This is a genomic window from Pseudidiomarina terrestris (assembly GCF_030466375.1).
In the GTDB taxonomy this organism is placed as follows: Bacteria; Pseudomonadota; Gammaproteobacteria; order Enterobacterales; family Alteromonadaceae; genus Pseudidiomarina; species Pseudidiomarina terrestris.
On record NZ_JAGGJE010000001.1, the window covers coordinates 45,818 to 64,638 of the forward strand.

An 18,821-nucleotide genomic window follows, 5' to 3' on the forward strand; every position below is an offset into this window, starting at 1 on the left:
TATCATTAGCGCAAATTTTTTAGACATCGCGCACATAGGATTCGTAGTTATGAAAAAAACCATGCTGAGTTTGAGTATTGCCACTCTTCTCGCGACACCTGCTGTCGCACAGGAACAAGACAGTCAGGTCGTTAAAGCTGACGAACGCATTAAAATCACGGCAAGCCGTACCGAACAAACCACCGCAACTATTCCCGCGACAGTGACGGTGATTGATGGTGCCGACCTGCGCCAGCAACTGGCCAGCGCCGACACGCTGTCTGATGTACTTGGCAATTTAGTCCCGGCGTTTTCCCCTTCGCGGCAGAAGCTAACCAGTTCCGGTGAGACCCTGCGCGGTCGTGAGCCACTGTATCTGATTGATGGCGTGCCGCAGTCCAATCCGTTGCGTAACGGCGCGCGGGCGTCTTATACCATAGATCCACTAATGATTGAGCGGGTTGAAATTATTCACGGTGCCAGCGCCATCCAGGGCATGGGCGCCAGCGGCGGTATCATTAATATCGTCACTAAGTCTGCCGAGCAGGGCGCCAGCCATGAAGTCAACGCGGGCATCACCGCGCCGACCAGCGAAACCAGTGAAGGTTTGAGTTACCGCACCGGCTATCTGTTCCGTGGCGCTTCTGGTGATGTCTCTGCGGTAGCGGGTGTGCAACTGCGTAGCACCGGCATGTATGTGGACGGCAACGGTCAGCTGATCGGTGTTGATATGGCGCAAGGCGATACCATGGACTCGGAAAGCTACGATGTGTTTGCCAAGCTGGGATATCGCATCGATGCCAACCAAAGCCTTGAGGTTATGCTGAACCATTTCGATATGGAAGGTAACGGCGACTACTCGTCCGTGGGTGGCGATCGCAGTACAGGTGAGCCGACCCTCTCAGTGGAAGAGCCTGCCGCAGGTGAAGCACCGCGCAATAAGGTGACGACTACAACAGTCACTTACCGTAACACTGATGTGTTAGGCGCCGACTTAAACTGGCAGCTGTTCTCACAGGACTTTTCGGCCCTTTACGGGGGTGGCACCTATGCCACGTTCCAGGATCCGGCTTACGGCGACAACATCTTTGATCAGTCGCGTAACGATTCACAGAAATACGGCTCACGCTTAACCATGAACTGGAACAAAGTGGCGGACTTACCCATTGCCGTGAGCAGCGGGGTCGATTATTTGCGCGACAGTACTTTTCAGGAACTGGCACAAACCGGGCGTAAATGGGTACCGGAAACCACTTTTGACAACTGGGCGCCGTTTGCGCAAGTGCGCTACCGCAACCAGGGGCTGACCTTAAGTGGCGGCGTGCGCTACGAATACGGCAAGCTGAACGTGGACGATTTCACCACGCTGGCCAGCTACGGCAGCGTTTTCGTGGAAGGCGGTGAACCGTCGTTTAACGAGCTGTTGCCAAATGTCGGCGCGGTTTACGAATTGACCGGAGACTGGCGTGTCTTTGCCAGCTACTCAGAAGGCTTCAGTATGCCTGATGTGGGGCGCGTACTACGCGGCATCAGCCAGCCCAACTTGAGTGTAGCCAGCTTCCTGGATTTGCAGCCGGTGATTGCTGACAATCAGGAAATTGGCATTGAGTACCGCGGTAACGCACTGAATCTGAGTGCCAGCTACTTCACCTCAGACTCTGACCTTGGTGCCCGCTTACAAGCCGACGCCGACGGTTTCTACAGCGTCAAACGTGAGCGCACGGAAATCAGTGGTATCGAACTGAGCGCGAACTATGCCTGGTCGGCCTACACCAGCTTTGGCATGAACTACGCCAAAACCGATGGTGAATACGACAGCGACGGCGACGACCGGGTGGATAGCGAACTGGGCGGTCGTAACATCGCTCCGGAGCGTGCCAATCTCTACTGGGAGCAGCAGTGGGGCGCATTAGTCAGCAGCCGTTTGCAGTACAACATGCTGTTTGATCGCGACATTTACAGTGGCGCACAAGCCATTAATAACTTTGATGGTTACCAGACTCTGGATCTGCAGGTCCTTATCGAGACCATGGATTATGGCCAGTTCACCGTCGGTGTTGAGAACTTATTGGATGAGTACTACTTCACTTACTATGCGCAGACGGCAGGTTCGGACTCACGTAACTTCACTGGTCGCGGTCGTACCTTAAGCCTGAACTGGAACTATAGCTTCTGATGTGGCGACATGGGTTTGGCCGGGTCCATAAGTGGCTCGGCCTTACATTAAGTCTTTGGGTGGTGCTCGTTTCGTTAACGGGCACTCTGCTGTTGTATAAGACTGAACTGCTGCAACTGCAGTACCCCGAACTACGGCTGGCTGAAGTCCCGTCAACTGCCGATGCTGCCAGGGTTTTTGATCGGTTCCAGGCGGGCTACGCCTATCTGCCGCGGGCAGATAAGCCCTGGATCGAGGTCGTCGATGCTGAGGGTGTGACCCATTATTTCGATGCCGCTGGCTCTGCGGTACTGGCGCGACCCCACCTTGGCGACTGGATTTCCTGGTTTGTTGAGTTTCATCATCACCTGCTGCTGGACGAGCTGGGTAAAGATCTGATGGGCATATTCGGATTGCTAAGCCTGTTGCTGGTCATTGCCGGCATGGTCCGCTGGTGGCCACGAAACTGGAGCTGGCGTGTTTTCAGCGTGCGCTGGCATGGGCCGCGTTCGCGGCAGTTTCGGGCAACGCTCTGGCAACTGCATCGCACCTCGGGGGTGCTGGCGCTGGTGCCGGTTGCGGTGCTGTTGCTGACGGGTACTGCCATCATGTATGCAGCGACGGTAAATTCCACATTGACCGCGATGTTCCCGCAAACCCAAACACGGCCAACCGCGGAACTACCCACCGCGAGTGCGACGAACTGGCAGCAACGGTTTGCCATTGCTGAGCGCTTCTGGCCCGATCAAAAGCCACGGCTGGTGTACTTACAAGCTAATGCGGAAGGCGCGTATCGGATGCGCTTAAAGTATAGCGACGAGTGGCATCCAAACGGCCGCAGTTACCTGACCTTTGCCGCACAAGGGCCACTCATCAGTGCCGACGATGTACGCAATAAAGCTTTAGGGTTTCAGTTGTCGCAGCTTATTTATCCGCTGCATGTCGCTGCGGTGGGTGGCATCATCTGGTTGCTGGTAACTTTGCTGGGCGGTCTGGTACTGATGCTATTGCCAGTAACTGGCGTCTGGTTTTGGGTAAAGCGCCGGCAGCGGGCGCACTAGTCCAGATCCAATTCCAGCTGCAACTGTTCATCTGGGTCAGGCAACGCCACACTGAGGCCGACCAGGCGCACGCCGCGTTGGTCACGACGATCCCAGGCCTCGCGCAGTAACTGGTAAAACAAACTGGGTGAAGCGGTTTTCGCGGTGCGGGACACCGTGGTTTGCTGGAAGTCACTAAACTTAAGTTTTACTGTCTGGCTTTTGATGTGGGTGTCCTGCCAACGGCTTTGTCCCAGGCGTTTTTGCAGTTGGGGCAGCAAAACTTCATCAAGAAACTTCTCCAGCTGGCGCAACTGTTGAAAGTCATGCCGCAAGGTTTCCTCGCAGCCGACGCTTTTGCGGGTGCGTTCGGTAACGACCGGGCGTTGGTCGATACCATTGCAACGTTGTTGTAATAACCAGCCGGCTTTTTCGCCTAATAAGCGCTGCAAGCGCTCCAGTTTGGCGGCCTGAATATCAAGGCCGGTGTAAAAACCGGCATGTTGCAACCGCTCAAGGCTCTTCGGTCCGACCCCTGGGATGCGTTTCAGGCTCAGTTGGGCGATGTAGGGCACCACCTGATCCGGAGGTACGACAAACTGACCATCAGGTTTTTGTTCCTCACTAGCGATTTTGGCGACCATTTTTTGACAACTAATACCGGCAGATGCTGTCAAGCCAAGTTTACGCAACTCCCCGCGTATGGCTTCCATGGTTAACGAGGCGCTGCCGTGATAATCCTTATTTTCCGTCAGGTCGAGGTAGAATTCGTCGATCGAAGCGGGTTCGACCTGATCCGTTACCTGCTGCAAGACGGCCAGTACCTGTCTGGAAAGCTCACGGTAATAGCGATGATCAGGGCTAACGAAGTGCAAGTGGGGACACAGACGCCGGGCGTGGGCACCGGACATTGCGCTGCGAACACCGAATTGACGGGCCAGGTAGTTCGCGGTCGCTACTACGCCACGTTCGCTGCCGCCACCGACGGCAAACGGCCGATCGCGCAGGCTCGGATCACGCAAGACTTCGGCGCTGGCGAAGAAGGCATCAAGATCCAGAAGCGCAATTTTGCGCGTATTAAAGGTCGATTGCTGGGACATAAAACGAAATGTTTAACCTTGGACGGAATCTGGCTATAATCGCAACAACTAAGTGAGCGTGCAAGCTCAACTCAATGAAACAGGAGTCCACTGTGAACGTATTGAAAGCTGTAAAATCGGGTCGTTTGTTTGCCGCCGCTTTGGCCTTCGTGGTCGGTAGCGCTGGCGCGACAATGTTGCCACAAGACAAGAATGAAGATATTGCTAAGCGTATTGCGCCTATCGGTCAAGTGCGCACAGGTAGTGCGGATGCAGCCCCAGGTGGTGATTCCGGTAGTACTGCAGCACGCTCAGGTGAAGCGGTTTACAACCAGTTTTGTGCAGCTTGCCACACCGGCGGTGTATTAGGCGCACCGAAGCTCAATAACGAGGCAGATTGGGAGCCACGTTTGGCTCAGGGTATGGACACAGTGTTAAAGCACGCGATTGAAGGTTACAACGCGATGCCACCGAAAGGGACCTGTGGCGATTGTAGCGATGATGAGATTCAAGCGGCAATCGATTACATGATCGCTGACATTTAAGTGATGAAACAACTGATTTAAATGATAAAAACCGCTTCGGCGGTTTTTTTTTGCCTAAAAATAGCTGAAAAATCCAGCAAAAGCCTTTCTTGTACAGGAATGTAAAGATATAATCGATTGCAAGTTCGTTCACAAAAAAGCATACAAAAACTCAATAAACGACGAAAAAATAACCAACTAGAGCTTTTCAAAGCCGATGCCAAACCAACATCAGTTGTCTACAGATTCTCGCGACATTGCGCGCTTGCGCAAGGCAGTAGTACGTCTGAAAAGCATCGCTCTAAAGTACCGGCAGTCCGAAGTTGTCCAAAAAGCACTCTTCCGAATCTCTGAACTTGCCTCATCCGCACGCGATATGTCAGAGTTCTATCCCGCTCTGCATGCCATTATCGATGAACTTATGGTGGCCAGAAACTTTTTCGTCTGCTTGTTCGACCAACAACAAGACACCGTAAAATTTGTGTACTTCGCCGATGAATACGACGATGTGCCAAGTAACGAGCAATTTCCCGCGGAAGTCTTGCGAAAAGGTCTGACAGGTTATGTGATTCGTAAAGCCCAACCCTTTTTGCTCAATGAAGAAAATTTCAGTGCCTTGGTCGAGTCAGGCGAAGTCTCTGATTTAGGCTCGCCACCGATCGATTGGCTAGGGGTACCACTTTGTAGCGGCGAGCGCGTTATCGGGGCCATGGTGGTACAAAGCTACACGGATGGTGATGGCTATACCCGTGCCGATAAAGAGCTCTTCATGTTCGTTTCTCAGCACATCGTTAACGCCCTGGAGCGGATTCGTCAGCGTGAGTTTATGCGCGAGGAAATCGATCGGCAAACGGCTAATCTGCGCGACATAAATGCAAATCTTGAAGAGCAGGTCGCTGAGCGCAAACGCGCCGAAAAACTCTCTGCTGTGCTGTACGGTATTTCTGAACTGACCAATACCTCCGAGAGCATGGACAACTTCTTTACTCAGTTACATCGGCAAATTGGCTTGCTGATGAACAATGACAACTTTTTCGTCGCCTTGCTCGATGACGACCGCAAACATATCCGGTTTCCCTATTACGTGGATGAACGTGACAGCCAGTTAGTCGATCGACGCCCCTTGGGCAAAGGTATGACGGAGTATGTCATTTCGACCCGGAAAGCGGTCTTTATTGATGAGCAGGCTTATGAACAACTCGTCGCAGCAGGCAAGGTCGAGGGCCCCATCAGATATTATGGAACCCGACCCAAACAATGGCTAGGATCACCTCTGTTAGTGGACGACGAGGTTATCGGCGTACTCTCAGTACAGACCTATAATGGCGATGTGAGCTACAAACAAGACGACCTTGAACTGCTGAACTTTGTTTCTCAGCACGTCGCTGTAGCGATTGAGCGACGCCGTAATGCTGATGAAGTGCGCCGGGTGAATGCCTTCCTCGAGAAAAAGGTTGCCGAGCGCACCGAAGAGCTGGTCAACGAAATCGAGCGCCGTAAGAAGATCGAAGAAAAACTTTTCTACGATGCGCATCATGATGCGTTAACAGGCCTTCCGAACCGCTCTATGTTTACCGAGCGTTTGCAGCAGGCACTCAATCAAAAGCGCCGTTTCCCCAGCCATAACTTTGCCGTGTTGTTTGTCGATCTCGATCGCTTTAAGGATATCAATGACTCGTTGGGCCACTCGGCGGGCGATGAATTTTTGCTTGAGGCCAGCCGGCGTATCGGTGAGTGCGTGCGTGACAATGATACTGTGGCGCGCTTAGGTGGAGATGAATTCGTTATTTTACTGAATCTTATTCACCACATAGATGATGCCAAAGATGTTGCTTCGCGGATCATCGAGCATATGCGTCAACCTTTTGAGTTTGGTGAGACTGAACACTATTCCGGTGCCAGTGTGGGTATCGCAGAATGCAAATCGCGCAATGATTCAGCAGAACGCTTATTGCGGGACGCTGATGCGGCTATGTATCAGGCCAAAGGCATGGGCCGTGGCCGCTTCGTAGTGTTCGACGAGAGTATCCATAAAGATCTGGTGGCGTCATTACATCGTGAGAGCGAGCTGCGGCATGCGCAGTTTGATCAGGACTTCCTGCTCCAGCAGTTCGACCTTGTTTCGTTAGTCGACGGTAAGCCCAAGGCGCGTGAGGTGCTGGTGCGCTGGCAGCGCGGTGATCAGTTGCTGACGGCACAAAGTTTCCTGAACGTGGCCGAAAAGACCGGCATGATTTTGTCGCTCGATCACTGGATGCTGACCCGTTGCTGCGAAATCCTCTGTGAGGGCAAGAGCAACGTCCCCATTTATGTAAGTCTATCTACCAAACACCTGTACAAGTTGGCCGATGTCAAAGCTCTGCTGGGCATTATCAAAAGCGCCGGCGTATCGCCTAAGCAACTGGTCTTCGAGTTCAGCGAGACGGAGCTGAGCGATAATTCAAAACGTCAGCTTACTGCCCTCAAAACCCTGGCTGATGCCGGTGTTGGGCTAGCCCTGAATGAATTCGGCCGTAGCTCAGGAGCTTTACAGTACTTGCTGAATTATCCGTTCACCCACGTGAAACTGGATCCCCGCTTTGTCGAAGAAACGGCAAATAGCGAACGCGCGGGAGTGATGGTCAGAAACGTCGTCAACCTGTGTAACGAACTGTCGATCACCATTGCAGCTGCCGGCATTGATAGCAAAGAACAGTTGCAGGCGTTACGGGACGCAGGGGTACAGATTGGCGTTGGCAAGCAACTGGGTGAACCCGTGTGGGTTGAAACAAAACAAAAGCAAGAAGCTATTTAAGCGCATTCCGCAACATCGACAAGCCATCGTTGCGTGATTCTTCTTCCCGTTCAGGCGTAATTGGCGTTTTACCTTCCCATTCCAGGTCATCTTGCGGTAACTCAAACAAGAAACGGCTCGGCTCCGGTCTGAGTACATCACCATATTGGCGGCGTTCTTTCGCCATGGTAAAGATTAATGACTGCTGGGCGCGGGTAATACCGACATAAGCCAGCCGGCGTTCTTCCTCGACCATATTGTCGTCGATGCTCGATTGGTGAGGTAATAAGCCTTCTTCCATGCCCACCAGAAAAACATGCGGAAATTCCAGACCTTTGGAGGCGTGCAGGGTCATCAGTTGCACCTGGTCGCCAAACTCTTCTTCTTCATGACGCGACATTAAGTCGCGTAAACATAACTTGGCGACGGCTTGTTCAAAGTTTAACGGTTCGTGGTCGTCGTCACCCTTGAGCATTTCCCCGACCCAGCGCAGCAGTTCACTGATGTTCTTGTAACGCATTTCCGCCGCGCTCTGGCTGGGGCTGGCTTCGTACAGCCATTCCTCATAGCCGATTTCTTTGATCAGATGGTAAAGTGCTGGCATCACCTCGGGACTATGATCGCAACGCCGTGCGGTTTGGCTGATCAGGTGAGTAAACAGCTGTACCGATTGATACTCGCGGCTTCCTAACCGTGTTTTTAACGCTTGATGCTGTGCGGCTTCCAGCAAACTGGTGTGTAACTCGTGGGCCAGTTCGCCGATGCGCTCCACCGTATGCGGACCAATACCTCGCTTAGGGACATTGACGACCCGAATAAAGGCCGTGTCATCGGTCGGGTTCATGAGCAAGCGCAGGTAGGCCATGATGTCTTTGACTTCGGCCCGGGCAAAAAAGCTTTGGCCACCGGTCATGCGGTACGGAATTCGGTTGGTCAGCAAGGCTTTTTCAAAAATGCGCGACTGGTGGTTGCCGCGGTACAGCACCGCAAAATGGGAGTAGGGGGTGCGCTCTAAAAAGCGGCGCCGTACAATTTCAGCAACCACACGCTCTGCCTCATGCTCTTCATTACGGCCATAAATCACCCGCAGCGGCACCCCGTACTCCATTTCTGAGAACAGCTTTTTCTCAAATACGTGAGGATTGTTCTCAATCAGAATATTCGCTGACTTAAGAATACGACCATGGGAGCGATAATTTTGCTCAAGCTTAATCACCTGCAGCTGGGGAAAGTCTTGTTGCAAAAGTGCCAGGTTCTGCGGTTGCGCGCCGCGCCAGGAATAGATGGACTGATCGTCATCGCCTACCACAGTGAAGCGCGCACGCTCGCCAACCAGTAACTTGACCAGCTGATACTGCGAGGTATTGGTATCCTGATATTCATCAACCAATAAGTATTGGAACTTCTTCTGCCAACGTTCGCGGACGGCCGGGTCGCTGGCCAGCAGTTGCGTCGGCAGCAAGATAAGATCATCAAAATCTAAGGCATTGCAGGCGCGCATATTTTGCTGGTAGCGACGGTAAAACTCGGCAAATTCTTCTTCATCTGGTGTCTTTGCATGGGACAGCGCTTGTTGTGGTGTCCACATGGCATTTTTCCAGTTACCAATTTGGCTCTGGAGCCGTTTCAGAGTGTCTTTATCGCCGTCCAGTTCAGGTTCGGTAAGGGCTTTAAGTAAGGCAAAGCTGTCCTGGTCGTCAAACAGTGAAAAACCAGACTTGAGACCAAGATGTTTGACCTCTTTGCGGATAATACTCAGCCCCAGGGTATGAAACGTCGATACGGTTAAACCACGGATCTGATGGCGCCCCAGCGTCTTACCGATGCGCTCTTTCATTTCGCGTGCGGCTTTATTGGTAAAGGTCACGGCGGCTATATGACGAGCCTGATACTGACAGCGGGTGATCAGGTAAGCAATTTTCTCGGTAATCACGCGCGTTTTGCCACTGCCCGCGCCAGCGAGTACCAGCACCGGACCACCGATGGCTTCGACTGCTTCTTGTTGGCGAGGATTTAACTGCATGATTGTCCTGTTAAAGTGAGGGAAAATGGCGCTGTAGCAGCGAACTGAAGAGCAGATTTTACCGTAAACTCCTGCTAAGCTAAAAGACTATTCCCTAATTCGCCCAAGGAGTTTGAGATGGACGCGAAGAAAATTGAAGATATCGCCAAGCAAATCAATGACAGCATCCCAGCTGGCATGAAGGATTTTGCCGGAAGCATGGAGCAGCGAACCAAACAAATCCTGCAACAGCAGCTGAGTAAGCTGGACGTTGTCACTCATGAAGAGCTGGATATCCAGCAACAACTGTTATTGCGCTTACGCCAGCGTGTTGAAGAGCTGGAAAAACAAGTGCAGGCATTGCAGCAAGATAAAGAGCTTTAAGTCGAGCGGCACGTTACCCAGGATGCGGAGACATCGATCGGCGCCGGTGCGTCAGGAAGCTCCGCAGCTGCTTGTTGCAGGCGTTCACGATAGGCAGTGAACGTCAGCTCATTATTGAGAATACGATTCACGTCGCGTTGGATAAAATAGGCACGGCGGCCAATCGCGTACCGCGCAGATTCTTCATCTTCGCGCAGCAGTGCGCTGGCGTTACGGCTTAACGCGTCTGCACAGCAATCCTGCACAGCATTGCGCAGATTACGGATAATCGAGTCGGGCACTTTCATTTCTTTCGGATTCGAACTAAAGCGGCGCAATCCTTCGATTTGTTCATAGGTTCGCTCAGTATGAGCGAGCACCTCTTGAATTCGTGCTAACGAGTCCCGAGCTAAATGGTAATTGAGGGCGCTCATGACGTGTTGCAGGTGTTCAGCTTCGGCGGGGCGTAATGCATTATCCTGTTGCAGCGTGCGCCACTGTTCATTCAGGAAACGAAGCTGTTTTGCACTTGGCGCTGAGACATCAAGCTGAGCTAGATTTTCGGCAAACTCACAAACTTTCAGCTGGCTGTAACGCAGCACAGGCTCTTGCGGTTGCTGGTTATCAGAGGCATCACTGCAACCTGCCACAGCAAGCAGAAAGACGAACGCCAAAAAGTAGAATTTGCTGACCATAACCTAGCCCTGTAGTTAAGAAACGCGTACTCTACCAGTAATGCTAGCATAAGGTTAGTGACGTCAATTTATTAATTTGAAAGGTGGTACCCATGGCACAGTGGATGACTGGCGAAGTGATTGAGAATCATGCGTGGAACAATGAGTTATTCAGCTTACGGGTGCGGGTACCTAAGCCGTTTGAGTTTATCGCCGGGCAGTTTGTGCGCTTAGGCTTGCACACTGAGGAGCAGCGCATTCAGCGTGCGTATTCACTGGTCAATGGTCCCGATGATCCGATCCTCGATTTTCTGGTGAACCGTGTGCATGACGGCGATTTCTCACCGCGGCTGCATGATTTACGCGCCGGCCAGTCGATCGAAGTCAGTCAGCCTCCAACTGGCTTCTTTACCCTGAATGAAGTGCCGGAAGGCGAGAGCTTGTGGCTGATTTCTACGGGTACCGGCATTGGCCCTTATCTGTCTATGCTGACGACCACGATTCCATACGAACGTTTTGCGCGGATCCATCTGATTCATGCGGTGCGATACGAGGCTGACTTAGCCTATCAGCAACAAATACTGGATTGGGTTGCTGCCCATCCCGGGCAACTTCATTATCAGCCTGTGGTAAGCCGCGAAGACGCCACCGGCGCGCTGCGTGGTCGAATTCCATCCCTTATTGTCGACGGCCAGCTGGAAGCTGCTCTGGGCGATGAGCTCAACGAAAACGCGCAGGTCATGTTATGTGGCAACCCCGAGATGATCCGCGACGCCAAGCAAGTACTCGCCGACAAAGGCCTGCCAAAAAACCTGCGTCGCAAGCCGGGCAACGTGACTGTGGAACATTACTGGTAAGCCACATCGCGTTTAGCCAAGCTATCGTCAACAGTTGCTAAGGCGACAATATAGCTCGCTTGACTGGCGAGCAACGAGCTTGCAGCCACAACCACGTCATCCAAATATGAGCTACGAATCCAGCCGCCCACCCACTTCTAAGATCGACTGGATGACTACCTCGACTTATGAAAACTTCGTTGACACAGAATATTGAACATCCTTCACGCTGGTACTCAGGGAATTGTATAAATATTATTAATTAAAGCTTGAGTGTTTTGTTTGTAAAATGTATAAAAAGTTTAATTAATTTTAAATTATTACTATCGCACTTTTTCTTGGGGTAGGAGTTAATTCGCTATGAGGTTGTTTTTTCTTCTAATGTTGACTATTGCTTATGCTCTACTTGTCGGTAAGGCTGAGGCGTTTCAGGATACTATGGATACGTCACCGCACGGCTTTTCATATATCGATCATCATGGTCAATTTAGGTTCATTAACGTGGATGAAGAAGCTAGTTCTTTTATCGTGAATCTTGATTACGCGAATGAGCTGATCACGGTTACGTTTGACGACGGAAGTTTCTTTGTTTTAAATCAATCCACAGATGACATCGTGTACTTCAATCCCGAGACCAATAGTATCCAACCTGGAATGTTTGGAGTCCCGTCGCAATTCAACATGACAGAAGATGCAACCAATGTTCTCTCAAGTTACGCCAATCATCATCCGTATATTTCTCAGACAGAAGCCCCGACAGACCCATTCTGCCATGTAGAAGTTCGTCCAGGAATGCCGTGTCCTCCACATATAGGTATAGATTCATTTGAGCAGACTTTGACTACGCAAACTTCTGCTTTTTGTTCTGTTGTAGGAGCTCGTAGCGCTTATCCCTATGATGGCTCAGCAACCCTTGAGCAATGCTCAAGAAGTGAACGTTATACAGATTTAGCTACGTTTATGGCCGCTATCGCTGGATGCGCTCTTACAGGCGGGGCGACCTGCGCTGTTGGAATGAGCGCAGTTGCTGCGTCTCACAACAGCTTTCGATCAAGAATAGATGTGTGCCTTGCGTCATTTAACCAAACCCAGTTTGAGCTAGAAGCGTGTGAGTTGGAGCGTAATGACGACGACCAAAACCAGGGTGGCGGCAGTGTAGCACCGGGAACTGTAACGACTCCTGACAGTAATCCCCTAGTTGATCTTGCATGGGACCAGCTATATCGTTGCAGAACAGCAACCACTAGTAGCCCATTCTCAGACCCCACTTCCCACGTTATTTGTTTTCCGATTTAAAGGAAATACTTTTATGTTTAGTTTAAAGAATCCTGCCACTAGGAAGGTAATTTATCGAATAATTGTTGGCGCAGCGGTGGTGATAGTTGGCCTTGTTATGTTACCGCCGATGCTCAAAGGTCCATCCAACGACGCGCCCTACGCGAACATACCCAGTACAGGATTCCTGTTAGCAATACTCGCGGCAGTGTTCATTGTCTCACAATTATCCCGAAAGCTGGTGCTGAACGAGCCAGCAAGAACAAAAGTGGTCGCGACTAAGTTCGTGTCTATGACCCCCAAAGCCAGACGTAATCGGCTTATTCAAGGCATGATGGTTTGTTCTCTCGCAACACCGATATACCTGTTGATGCTTTATTCTGTGAAGGAACCATCGCCGTTACTACTACTGCCGATACCTATCCTTCTTGTTTTCTATATCTACTTCGCTACGTTGATCCCAGCAATCTTTAATTCTGCTGAATTTAGAGATGAAACGGTCGAGCTTGATGGTGTGCAAACAGGAAAGGTAGTAGTGCCTTTTCAGAGTCTGCTGAAAGTTGAACAAAAGCGCAGTTGGGTCGGTGTTATTGAGTTGGATTCGCATGGCGATATACTTTGTATACTAGCCAAAGATGAGGCGGGTGACGAGCAGGAATACCGTATTCGCTTGCTAAAAGATATGGCCCACAGAGAACTGTTTATTAGTTTGCTAAAAAAGCAATGCCGTCTTGCATATTGAGCTTATCGTGGGATCGCTGACCGCGGAGTGCCACTTTTTGTATGGCCAAAGCGGCGAACTGCTGAGTGAAACCAAAGACGGCTCGCATGTGAAAAGCTATATTTGGCTCGAAGGCGAGTTAGCGATCGTAAACAACCTGTAAAGCTTTACTCTTGCGAGACGGGTTCAAAAGGGACGAGCTCATTTGGACAAAAATTAGCAAACCCGTTAAATCAACCTGTTACGGCTCCCTCAGTCCCTTATCTGGTAAATTAAAATGGTTGGCAAGGACTGCAAAATGGGGCGTTGGGTGACATTTAGGCCTCAGAATGGAGGACACTAATTGAAAATATTATTGCCTGTTTCGGCGCTATGCTTGATCTCGATGTCACCCGTTTTACCAGCGCAGACTCATCTTGAAGGTGTGGAGGTGCGCGTCGAAGCTTTGGGCGAAAACTATCGAGCGATGTGTTCAATTGTGGAAATTGAAACCCCAGCTTTTAAGCGAGACGGAAAGTTATTAAGCAATGTAATTTCTACGGTTTCCATATACTCGACGGCCCAAGATAAACTTGTTGCGGTATCAAAGCTAAGTGTTGAATTGTGGGAGCAACGCTATCTTTCCGTCGGTTGTTTACCGTTAAATCAGGATTATCGTGTTGAGATCGATATCGCCTATCACCCAGAGGGGCAGCTTGAGCTCTGTCCTAAGCGTTTACAAATAAGTGATTTGAGTAGTTTTATAAATGCCAAGGATGAAAAAGCGATGTAACGAGCTTTTCTCGTCCCTCCGGCCATCGCAAGCGATGTTCAAATATGTTACAGACATGTTTGTTCAGGCCAGTATTGGAACAGCGAACGCGCCACATGGCAGAACTGGCATCCTGCCTTCCGTCCTTCGGGCATGCTCGTATGTCCAAAACGGCAGTCATGGGTACTGTGGTAAACCGTTAAAGCTAGGTTTAGCCACGGCTTAAAGGTGTTGCTGTTAAGACTTTCCTAAAAATTTTCGTACTTTGAGAGACCGTTTAACGACAAAAGTGGACACCAGCTCTGGCGATTAAACTCTATTCCACCACAATGTATAACATTGTAGTCAAAAGTAGGTCGGACTTATGGGTGTAACTACCGTGCGTTTACAAGACGATATTGAACAAGAGGTTCAGGCTATCGCTGATAAACTGCATCGCTCCAAGGGATGGGTGATCAAGCAGGCGCTATCTGAATTCATTGAAAAGCGGAAACTAGAACAGCAACGGTGGAACGAGACGTTGCAAGCGATGGAATTTGCCGCGCAAGGGAATGTTGTTCCCGGTGATACAGTCCACGATTGGTTGGCAAGCTGGGGCACTGAAGGAGAGGAAGATAAAAAAGGACCGCTTGAATGAAAATGAACTTGGTTTACACGGACGTGGCCATTCAGGATTTACAGCGCTTAGAAGCATTCATTGCAGTCCATAACCCTCATGCAGCAGCAGAGACTGCAGCGCAACTTATCGAAAAGCTGAGTTTACTAAAAAGCTTTCCACACCTTGGCACACCGGTCACGCAAGCGCCTGAAGTAGGAGCCGTGCGGGATGTCGTCTTTGACCTTGTTGTTGACACCAGTGTTGGCTCAGACACTCGTTCCTGAATTTGCCGTTCAGGCTTTCCACAAACACATTCTGTGTCGGCTTCCCTGGCTGAATGAAGCTCAAGCGAACGCCTTTAGTTTTGCTCGATTGAAAAATGAGTACTCGACTAGCTAAGATTCAAATGCAAGCTGCAGCTCCACAGTCCGAACCGCCTGTTAATGGTACCCAGGAAACGGTACTAAACTGCTTTCTGACTTCAATGAAGTTTCCTGATTCACTATCAACAATGCGGGCGACGGTTCCTATTGGTTGCTCGTCATTTTGTTGATTCTCCCAGTCCTGCATATCACCGACTATATTTAGCTGGTCTATGAAATCGTCCCAAACTTTCTCTTGAACCGCCTCGCAAGAACGGTCGCAATCTATAAGCGGGCCGTCGAAGTCATCCTCATCAAAATAGCTGAGTGAGGAATCAGTCGAGGATATAGTATTCTGCTTTGCTGAAACGTAGCGATTTAGACGCAGAGCGAGCGTCAATGTCCTATCAAAAGTTCGATAAAACTGGCGAAACTTCTCAACATCAACACCAGCTCGATCAGCCAACAATTCAGTTTCAATTTCATAGCGCTTAGCAACTAACATTAATTGCTGGCTGTCGAGACTCGCGTAAGGCTCTGTTGCGAAGTTAATTTTGGCAAGTACGTCATCATCTGAAAGTGAATCAAGTTCCGAGAGGGTAAATTTACGAGATTGAAAGTCTGATATGACTTTAAAAGCTCGGTTAAGCTCGTCTCGTGAGAGACCCACCGTCGATGCCACAAGGAGCATTACTTCTGCACCTGGATCTGGTCTTGGTCTTTCTTTAGCATTGACAGGAACAGTCCCTAGTGATGACAGTAATGCAATTAGTAATAATGATATAAGTGGTAACTTCATTATGGATAATCCTCATTGCTCATGTAATTTAAGCGTTAAAGGTAGTAAAGCTGATTTTCAAAAATGTAGCATTTAAGTTAAAAAAAATAAGAACGGTGTGTGGATTTGTCAACTTTCAAAGATACTTTTAATGGGACGACCATTTTTTTGAGCGAGCTTCGCATAGGAGCGTTCTCTTGCGTATCTGTAGTGGAATGGTTGTAATCCCCGATTTTACGATTTACAAACCAAACGATGATGGCGTACAGCTAAATCAGTCGCTCTGATGACGTTTCATTCGAGAGACATCGTTATACTTGTTTGATGGAGTGTGCCTGCGGGCGACGGTCAAAGGAGTGACGATGGGATCGATTAGTTTGGCGCGGGTGTTTACCCGGGCATTGTATGGCATGGAAGCACCCTTGGTGACGGTTGAAGTGTGCCTGGCGGCGGGGTTGCCGGCCTTTACGGTCGTTGGGATGCCGCAGGCGGGAGTGAGGGAGGCGCGTGACCGGGTGCGCTCAGCTATTCAGGCGAGTGAATTTAACTTTCCCCGGGGCAGCAAGATCACCGTCAATTTAGCACCAGCCGATTTACCTAAGCATGGCGCGCGTTACGATCTGGCTATTGCCATGGGCATTCTCGCTGCCGATGGTCAGTTAAGCGAGAGTTCGGTGGTATCGCGGGAGTTTTACGGTGAGCTGACGCTCAATGGTGAATTGCGCGGGGTAGAGGGCATGTTGCCAGCGTTACTGGCGTGTCGGCGGGAAGGCCGGGAGGCGGTCATTCCACTGGATAACCTGGCAGAGGCACAGGTCATTCGGGAGCAACAATGTGTGGTGGGCGAGAGCCTGCGTGATGTCGTCGAACATTTGTCGGGGCCTCATCGACTGCCACCGGTGAAGCCGGTAGCCGAGACCAGCTATGTTTACCCGGGCGGTGATCTTGCCGATGTCATCGGTCAGGAGCAAGCCAAGCGAGCTTTAGTACTGGCTGCGATGGGTGGACATCATTTATTATTTGTCGGACCACCGGGCACCGGTAAAACCATGCTGGCCCAACGGTTGCTCGGATTGTTGCCACCGTTAAGCGACGAGGAAGGTCTGGAAGTTGCTGCAGTACGCAGTGTCGCGGGCTACGAACACCGCGCCGCAACCCCACAGAGTTGGTTGCAACGAAGTATGCGGGCGCCGCACCATTCCTGTTCGGCCGCGGCCTTAGTGGGCGGAGGCTCACCGCCGCAGCCGGGCGAAATTTCATTGGCTCATAAGGCTTTGTTGTTCTTAGATGAGTTACCCGAATTTTCCCGGCATGTACTGGACTCGCTGCGTGAGCCCCTGGAGTCCGGGCAGGTTTCAATTAGTCGCGCGGGCTATCAAGCCAAGTTTCCGGCGCAGTTTCAGTTAGTGTGTGCGTTGAATCCGTCTCCCTGCGGACATTTTGATGGCACCCTGGCGAGTGCGCGCGCCAGCCCGGATCAGATCACGCGTTACCTGGGGAAACTTTCCGGCCCGCTGTTAGATCGCATTGATATGCAGGTCTCGGTTCCCCGGCAACCCGCTGTGTTGCAACAACAGCATCAGCAACAGGAACCGCAAACGCCATTGTTGCGCGAACAGGTCGAGGCGGTTCGCGGGTTGCAGTTGAAACGTCAAAAGTGCTTAAACTCAGAGCTGGAAACCGCGCAACTTGCCGATGTTTGTCGGCTCAGTGACGAAGACCACGGTTTTTTGGTCTCCGCCATCGAACGCTTTAACTTATCGCACCGAGCTTATCATCGGGTGTTAAGGCTTGCCCGCACCATAGCCGATGCGGCGGGCGCTGAGCACATCAGCAAAACCCACCTCGCCGAAGCCTTAAGCTATCGGGCTCTGGACCGCCTGTTGCAGCAATTACAGGACCTTTAACGCGTTAGCGAAGCTGCTGACGATTTGGTCGATGGTCGTGGCCGGAATACCAAGGTGGGTCACCAATCGCATGCGTTGCGCTGTACCAACGATGATGTCGTGCTTGCGTAAGTACTCACTTACTTTTTTGGCCCTGTCTGCAGAGGCAAAATTGACGTAGACCATATTAGTTTGCGCCGGCTCAACATCGAGGCCATCGAGCTGACTCAGGCCTGCGGCAAGCTTTTCGGCATTGACGTGGTCGTCGGCGAGACGCTCGATATGATGATCGAGGGCATAATCCATAGCAGCGGCTACAATTCCGGCCTGGCGCATACCGCCACCCAGCATTTTACGCCACCGGTGAGCACGGGCAATAAATGCGCGATCGCCAACCAGCACCGAGCCAATCGGTGTACCCAGACCTTTGGAGAAGCAAATTGAAACGCTATCAAATGGCGCTGCCAACTCTGCCAGAGAAAGACCACTGGCGACCGCAGCATTAGCGATACGCGCACCATCTAAATGCAGTTTCAGACCGTGCTTTTCCACCAGCTTTCGCGCGCGCTCCATGTACGCTTGCGGAATAAGCTTTCCGGTATGGGTGTTTTCCAGTGCCAGCAGCCGAGTGATAGGGAAGTGCGGGTCGTCGGGCTTAATGCGCTGCTCTACCTTGGCGAGATCTAAAGTACCGTCGGCTTCGACTTCGAAGGGTTGCGGCACTATGCCACCAAGCACGGCAGCACCGCCGGCTTCGTAGCGATAGGTATGGTATTCCTGACCGACTAGATACTCCTCACCGCGCTGGCAGTGACTCAATAGCGCCAGTAAGTTGGTTTGCGTGCCGCTGGCGGCAATCAGCGCCGATTCTTTGCCGGTCATTGCGGCAACACGTTCCTGTAAGGCATTAATAGTCGGGTCGTCGCCGAACACATCATCCCCAACCGGCGCGGCCGCCATGGCATCGCGCATGGCGGCGGTCGGTTGCGTCACGGTATCACTGCGTAAATCGAGTACCACGTTGC

The 18,821-nt window shown here is 51.2% G+C and carries 18 protein-coding genes and 1 pseudogene; 13 read left to right on the forward strand and 6 right to left on the reverse strand.

The window, feature by feature from the left end; all coding sequences use genetic code 11:
* Positions 1-49 precede the first annotated feature (49 nt).
* Together J6J28_RS00175 and J6J28_RS00180 are read left to right on the forward strand one after the other, a co-directional pair.
* Positions 50-2,155, forward strand: a complete 2,106-nt coding sequence (locus J6J28_RS00175; RefSeq protein WP_301719230.1) for a TonB-dependent receptor — start codon at positions 50-52, stop codon at positions 2,153-2,155.
* Positions 2,155-3,195 (forward strand): PepSY-associated TM helix domain-containing protein, encoded by a 1,041-nt coding sequence (locus J6J28_RS00180; protein WP_301719231.1) that lies wholly within the window; start codon positions 2,155-2,157, stop codon positions 3,193-3,195. Before J6J28_RS00175 ends, J6J28_RS00180 begins: the two co-directional genes overlap by 1 nt.
* Here J6J28_RS00180 and dinB read toward each other — a convergent pair.
* Complete coding sequence (gene dinB, locus J6J28_RS00185; RefSeq protein ID WP_301719232.1) at positions 3,192-4,274, reverse strand: DNA polymerase IV; 1,083 nt, start codon at positions 4,272-4,274, stop codon at positions 3,192-3,194. The genes J6J28_RS00180 and dinB overlap by 4 nt on opposite strands.
* 74 nt (positions 4,275-4,348) lie before the next feature.
* Between dinB and J6J28_RS00190 the strand changes: the two genes are divergently transcribed.
* Both J6J28_RS00190 and J6J28_RS00195 read left to right on the forward strand, forming a co-directional pair.
* The gene (locus J6J28_RS00190; protein ID WP_418055157.1) at positions 4,349-4,798 is read left to right on the forward strand and encodes a c-type cytochrome; all 450 of its coding nucleotides are present in this window, start codon (positions 4,349-4,351) and stop codon (positions 4,796-4,798) included.
* A 214-nt stretch (positions 4,799-5,012) separates the two neighbouring features.
* Positions 5,013-7,571, forward strand: coding sequence for a sensor domain-containing phosphodiesterase (locus J6J28_RS00195; protein WP_301719234.1), 2,559 nt, complete (start codon positions 5,013-5,015; stop codon positions 7,569-7,571).
* Here J6J28_RS00195 and rep read toward each other — a convergent pair.
* A complete protein-coding gene (rep, locus tag J6J28_RS00200; RefSeq protein WP_301719236.1) occupies positions 7,564-9,573 on the reverse strand; it encodes a DNA helicase Rep in 2,010 nt (669 codons plus the stop codon). The genes J6J28_RS00195 and rep overlap by 8 nt on opposite strands.
* A 117-nt stretch (positions 9,574-9,690) precedes the next feature.
* Here rep and J6J28_RS00205 point away from each other — a divergent pair, with 117 nt between their 5' ends.
* The gene (locus tag J6J28_RS00205) at positions 9,691-9,936 is read left to right on the forward strand and encodes an accessory factor UbiK family protein (protein WP_301719237.1); all 246 of its coding nucleotides are present in this window, start codon (positions 9,691-9,693) and stop codon (positions 9,934-9,936) included.
* Here J6J28_RS00205 and J6J28_RS00210 read toward each other — a convergent pair.
* The gene (locus tag J6J28_RS00210; RefSeq protein ID WP_301719240.1) at positions 9,933-10,610 is read right to left on the reverse strand and encodes a hypothetical protein; all 678 of its coding nucleotides are present in this window, start codon (positions 10,608-10,610) and stop codon (positions 9,933-9,935) included. The two genes, J6J28_RS00205 and J6J28_RS00210, sit on opposite strands and share 4 nt — an antisense overlap.
* 92 nt (positions 10,611-10,702) lie before the next feature.
* Here J6J28_RS00210 and J6J28_RS00215 point away from each other — a divergent pair, with 92 nt between their 5' ends.
* From J6J28_RS00215 to J6J28_RS00245, 7 genes are all read left to right on the forward strand, one after another.
* Positions 10,703-11,446, forward strand: a complete 744-nt coding sequence (locus tag J6J28_RS00215; RefSeq protein WP_301719241.1) for a ferredoxin--NADP reductase — start codon at positions 10,703-10,705, stop codon at positions 11,444-11,446.
* A gap of 339 nt (positions 11,447-11,785) precedes the next feature.
* Entirely contained in the window at positions 11,786-12,721 is a 936-nt protein-coding gene (locus J6J28_RS00220; RefSeq protein ID WP_301719242.1) for a hypothetical protein, read from the forward strand.
* Between the two features lie 13 nt (positions 12,722-12,734).
* On the forward strand, positions 12,735-13,442 hold the full coding sequence (locus J6J28_RS00225) for a hypothetical protein (RefSeq protein ID WP_301719243.1): 708 nt from the start codon (positions 12,735-12,737) through the stop codon (positions 13,440-13,442).
* Positions 13,443-13,449: 7 nt separating this feature from the next.
* Positions 13,450-13,584, forward strand: a complete 135-nt coding sequence (locus J6J28_RS00230) for a hypothetical protein (protein ID WP_301719244.1) — start codon at positions 13,450-13,452, stop codon at positions 13,582-13,584.
* Positions 13,585-13,764: 180 nt separating this feature from the next.
* Positions 13,765-14,193 carry a hypothetical protein gene (locus J6J28_RS00235; protein WP_301719245.1) on the forward strand — a complete coding sequence of 143 codons (429 nt, stop codon included), beginning with the start codon at positions 13,765-13,767 and terminating at the stop codon, positions 14,191-14,193.
* 343 nt (positions 14,194-14,536) lie between these two features.
* Positions 14,537-14,809 (forward strand): CopG family ribbon-helix-helix protein, encoded by a 273-nt coding sequence (locus J6J28_RS00240; protein WP_301719246.1) that lies wholly within the window; start codon positions 14,537-14,539, stop codon positions 14,807-14,809.
* 2 nt (positions 14,810-14,811) lie between these two features.
* A complete protein-coding gene (locus J6J28_RS00245) occupies positions 14,812-15,054 on the forward strand; it encodes a type II toxin-antitoxin system RelE/ParE family toxin (RefSeq protein WP_418055169.1) in 243 nt (80 codons plus the stop codon).
* On the opposite strand, the pseudogene J6J28_RS00250 reads toward J6J28_RS00245, so the two are convergent.
* Positions 15,026-15,127 (reverse strand): annotated as a pseudogene (locus J6J28_RS00250) (integrase core domain-containing protein); the annotation flags it as partial. The gene J6J28_RS00245 and the pseudogene J6J28_RS00250 sit on opposite strands and share 29 nt — an antisense overlap.
* A 45-nt stretch (positions 15,128-15,172) precedes the next feature.
* Positions 15,173-15,931, reverse strand: a complete 759-nt coding sequence (locus tag J6J28_RS00255; RefSeq protein ID WP_301719249.1) for a hypothetical protein — start codon at positions 15,929-15,931, stop codon at positions 15,173-15,175.
* Between the two features lie 350 nt (positions 15,932-16,281).
* On the opposite strand from J6J28_RS00255, the gene J6J28_RS00260 reads away from it, so the two are divergent.
* The gene (locus J6J28_RS00260) at positions 16,282-17,817 is read left to right on the forward strand and encodes a YifB family Mg chelatase-like AAA ATPase (RefSeq protein ID WP_301720776.1); all 1,536 of its coding nucleotides are present in this window, start codon (positions 16,282-16,284) and stop codon (positions 17,815-17,817) included.
* On the opposite strand, the gene ltaE is transcribed toward J6J28_RS00260, so the two are convergent.
* On the reverse strand, positions 17,803-18,816 hold the full coding sequence (gene ltaE / locus J6J28_RS00265; RefSeq protein WP_301719250.1) for a low-specificity L-threonine aldolase: 1,014 nt from the start codon (positions 18,814-18,816) through the stop codon (positions 17,803-17,805). The two genes, J6J28_RS00260 and ltaE, sit on opposite strands and share 15 nt — an antisense overlap.
* Positions 18,817-18,821 lie beyond the last annotated feature (5 nt).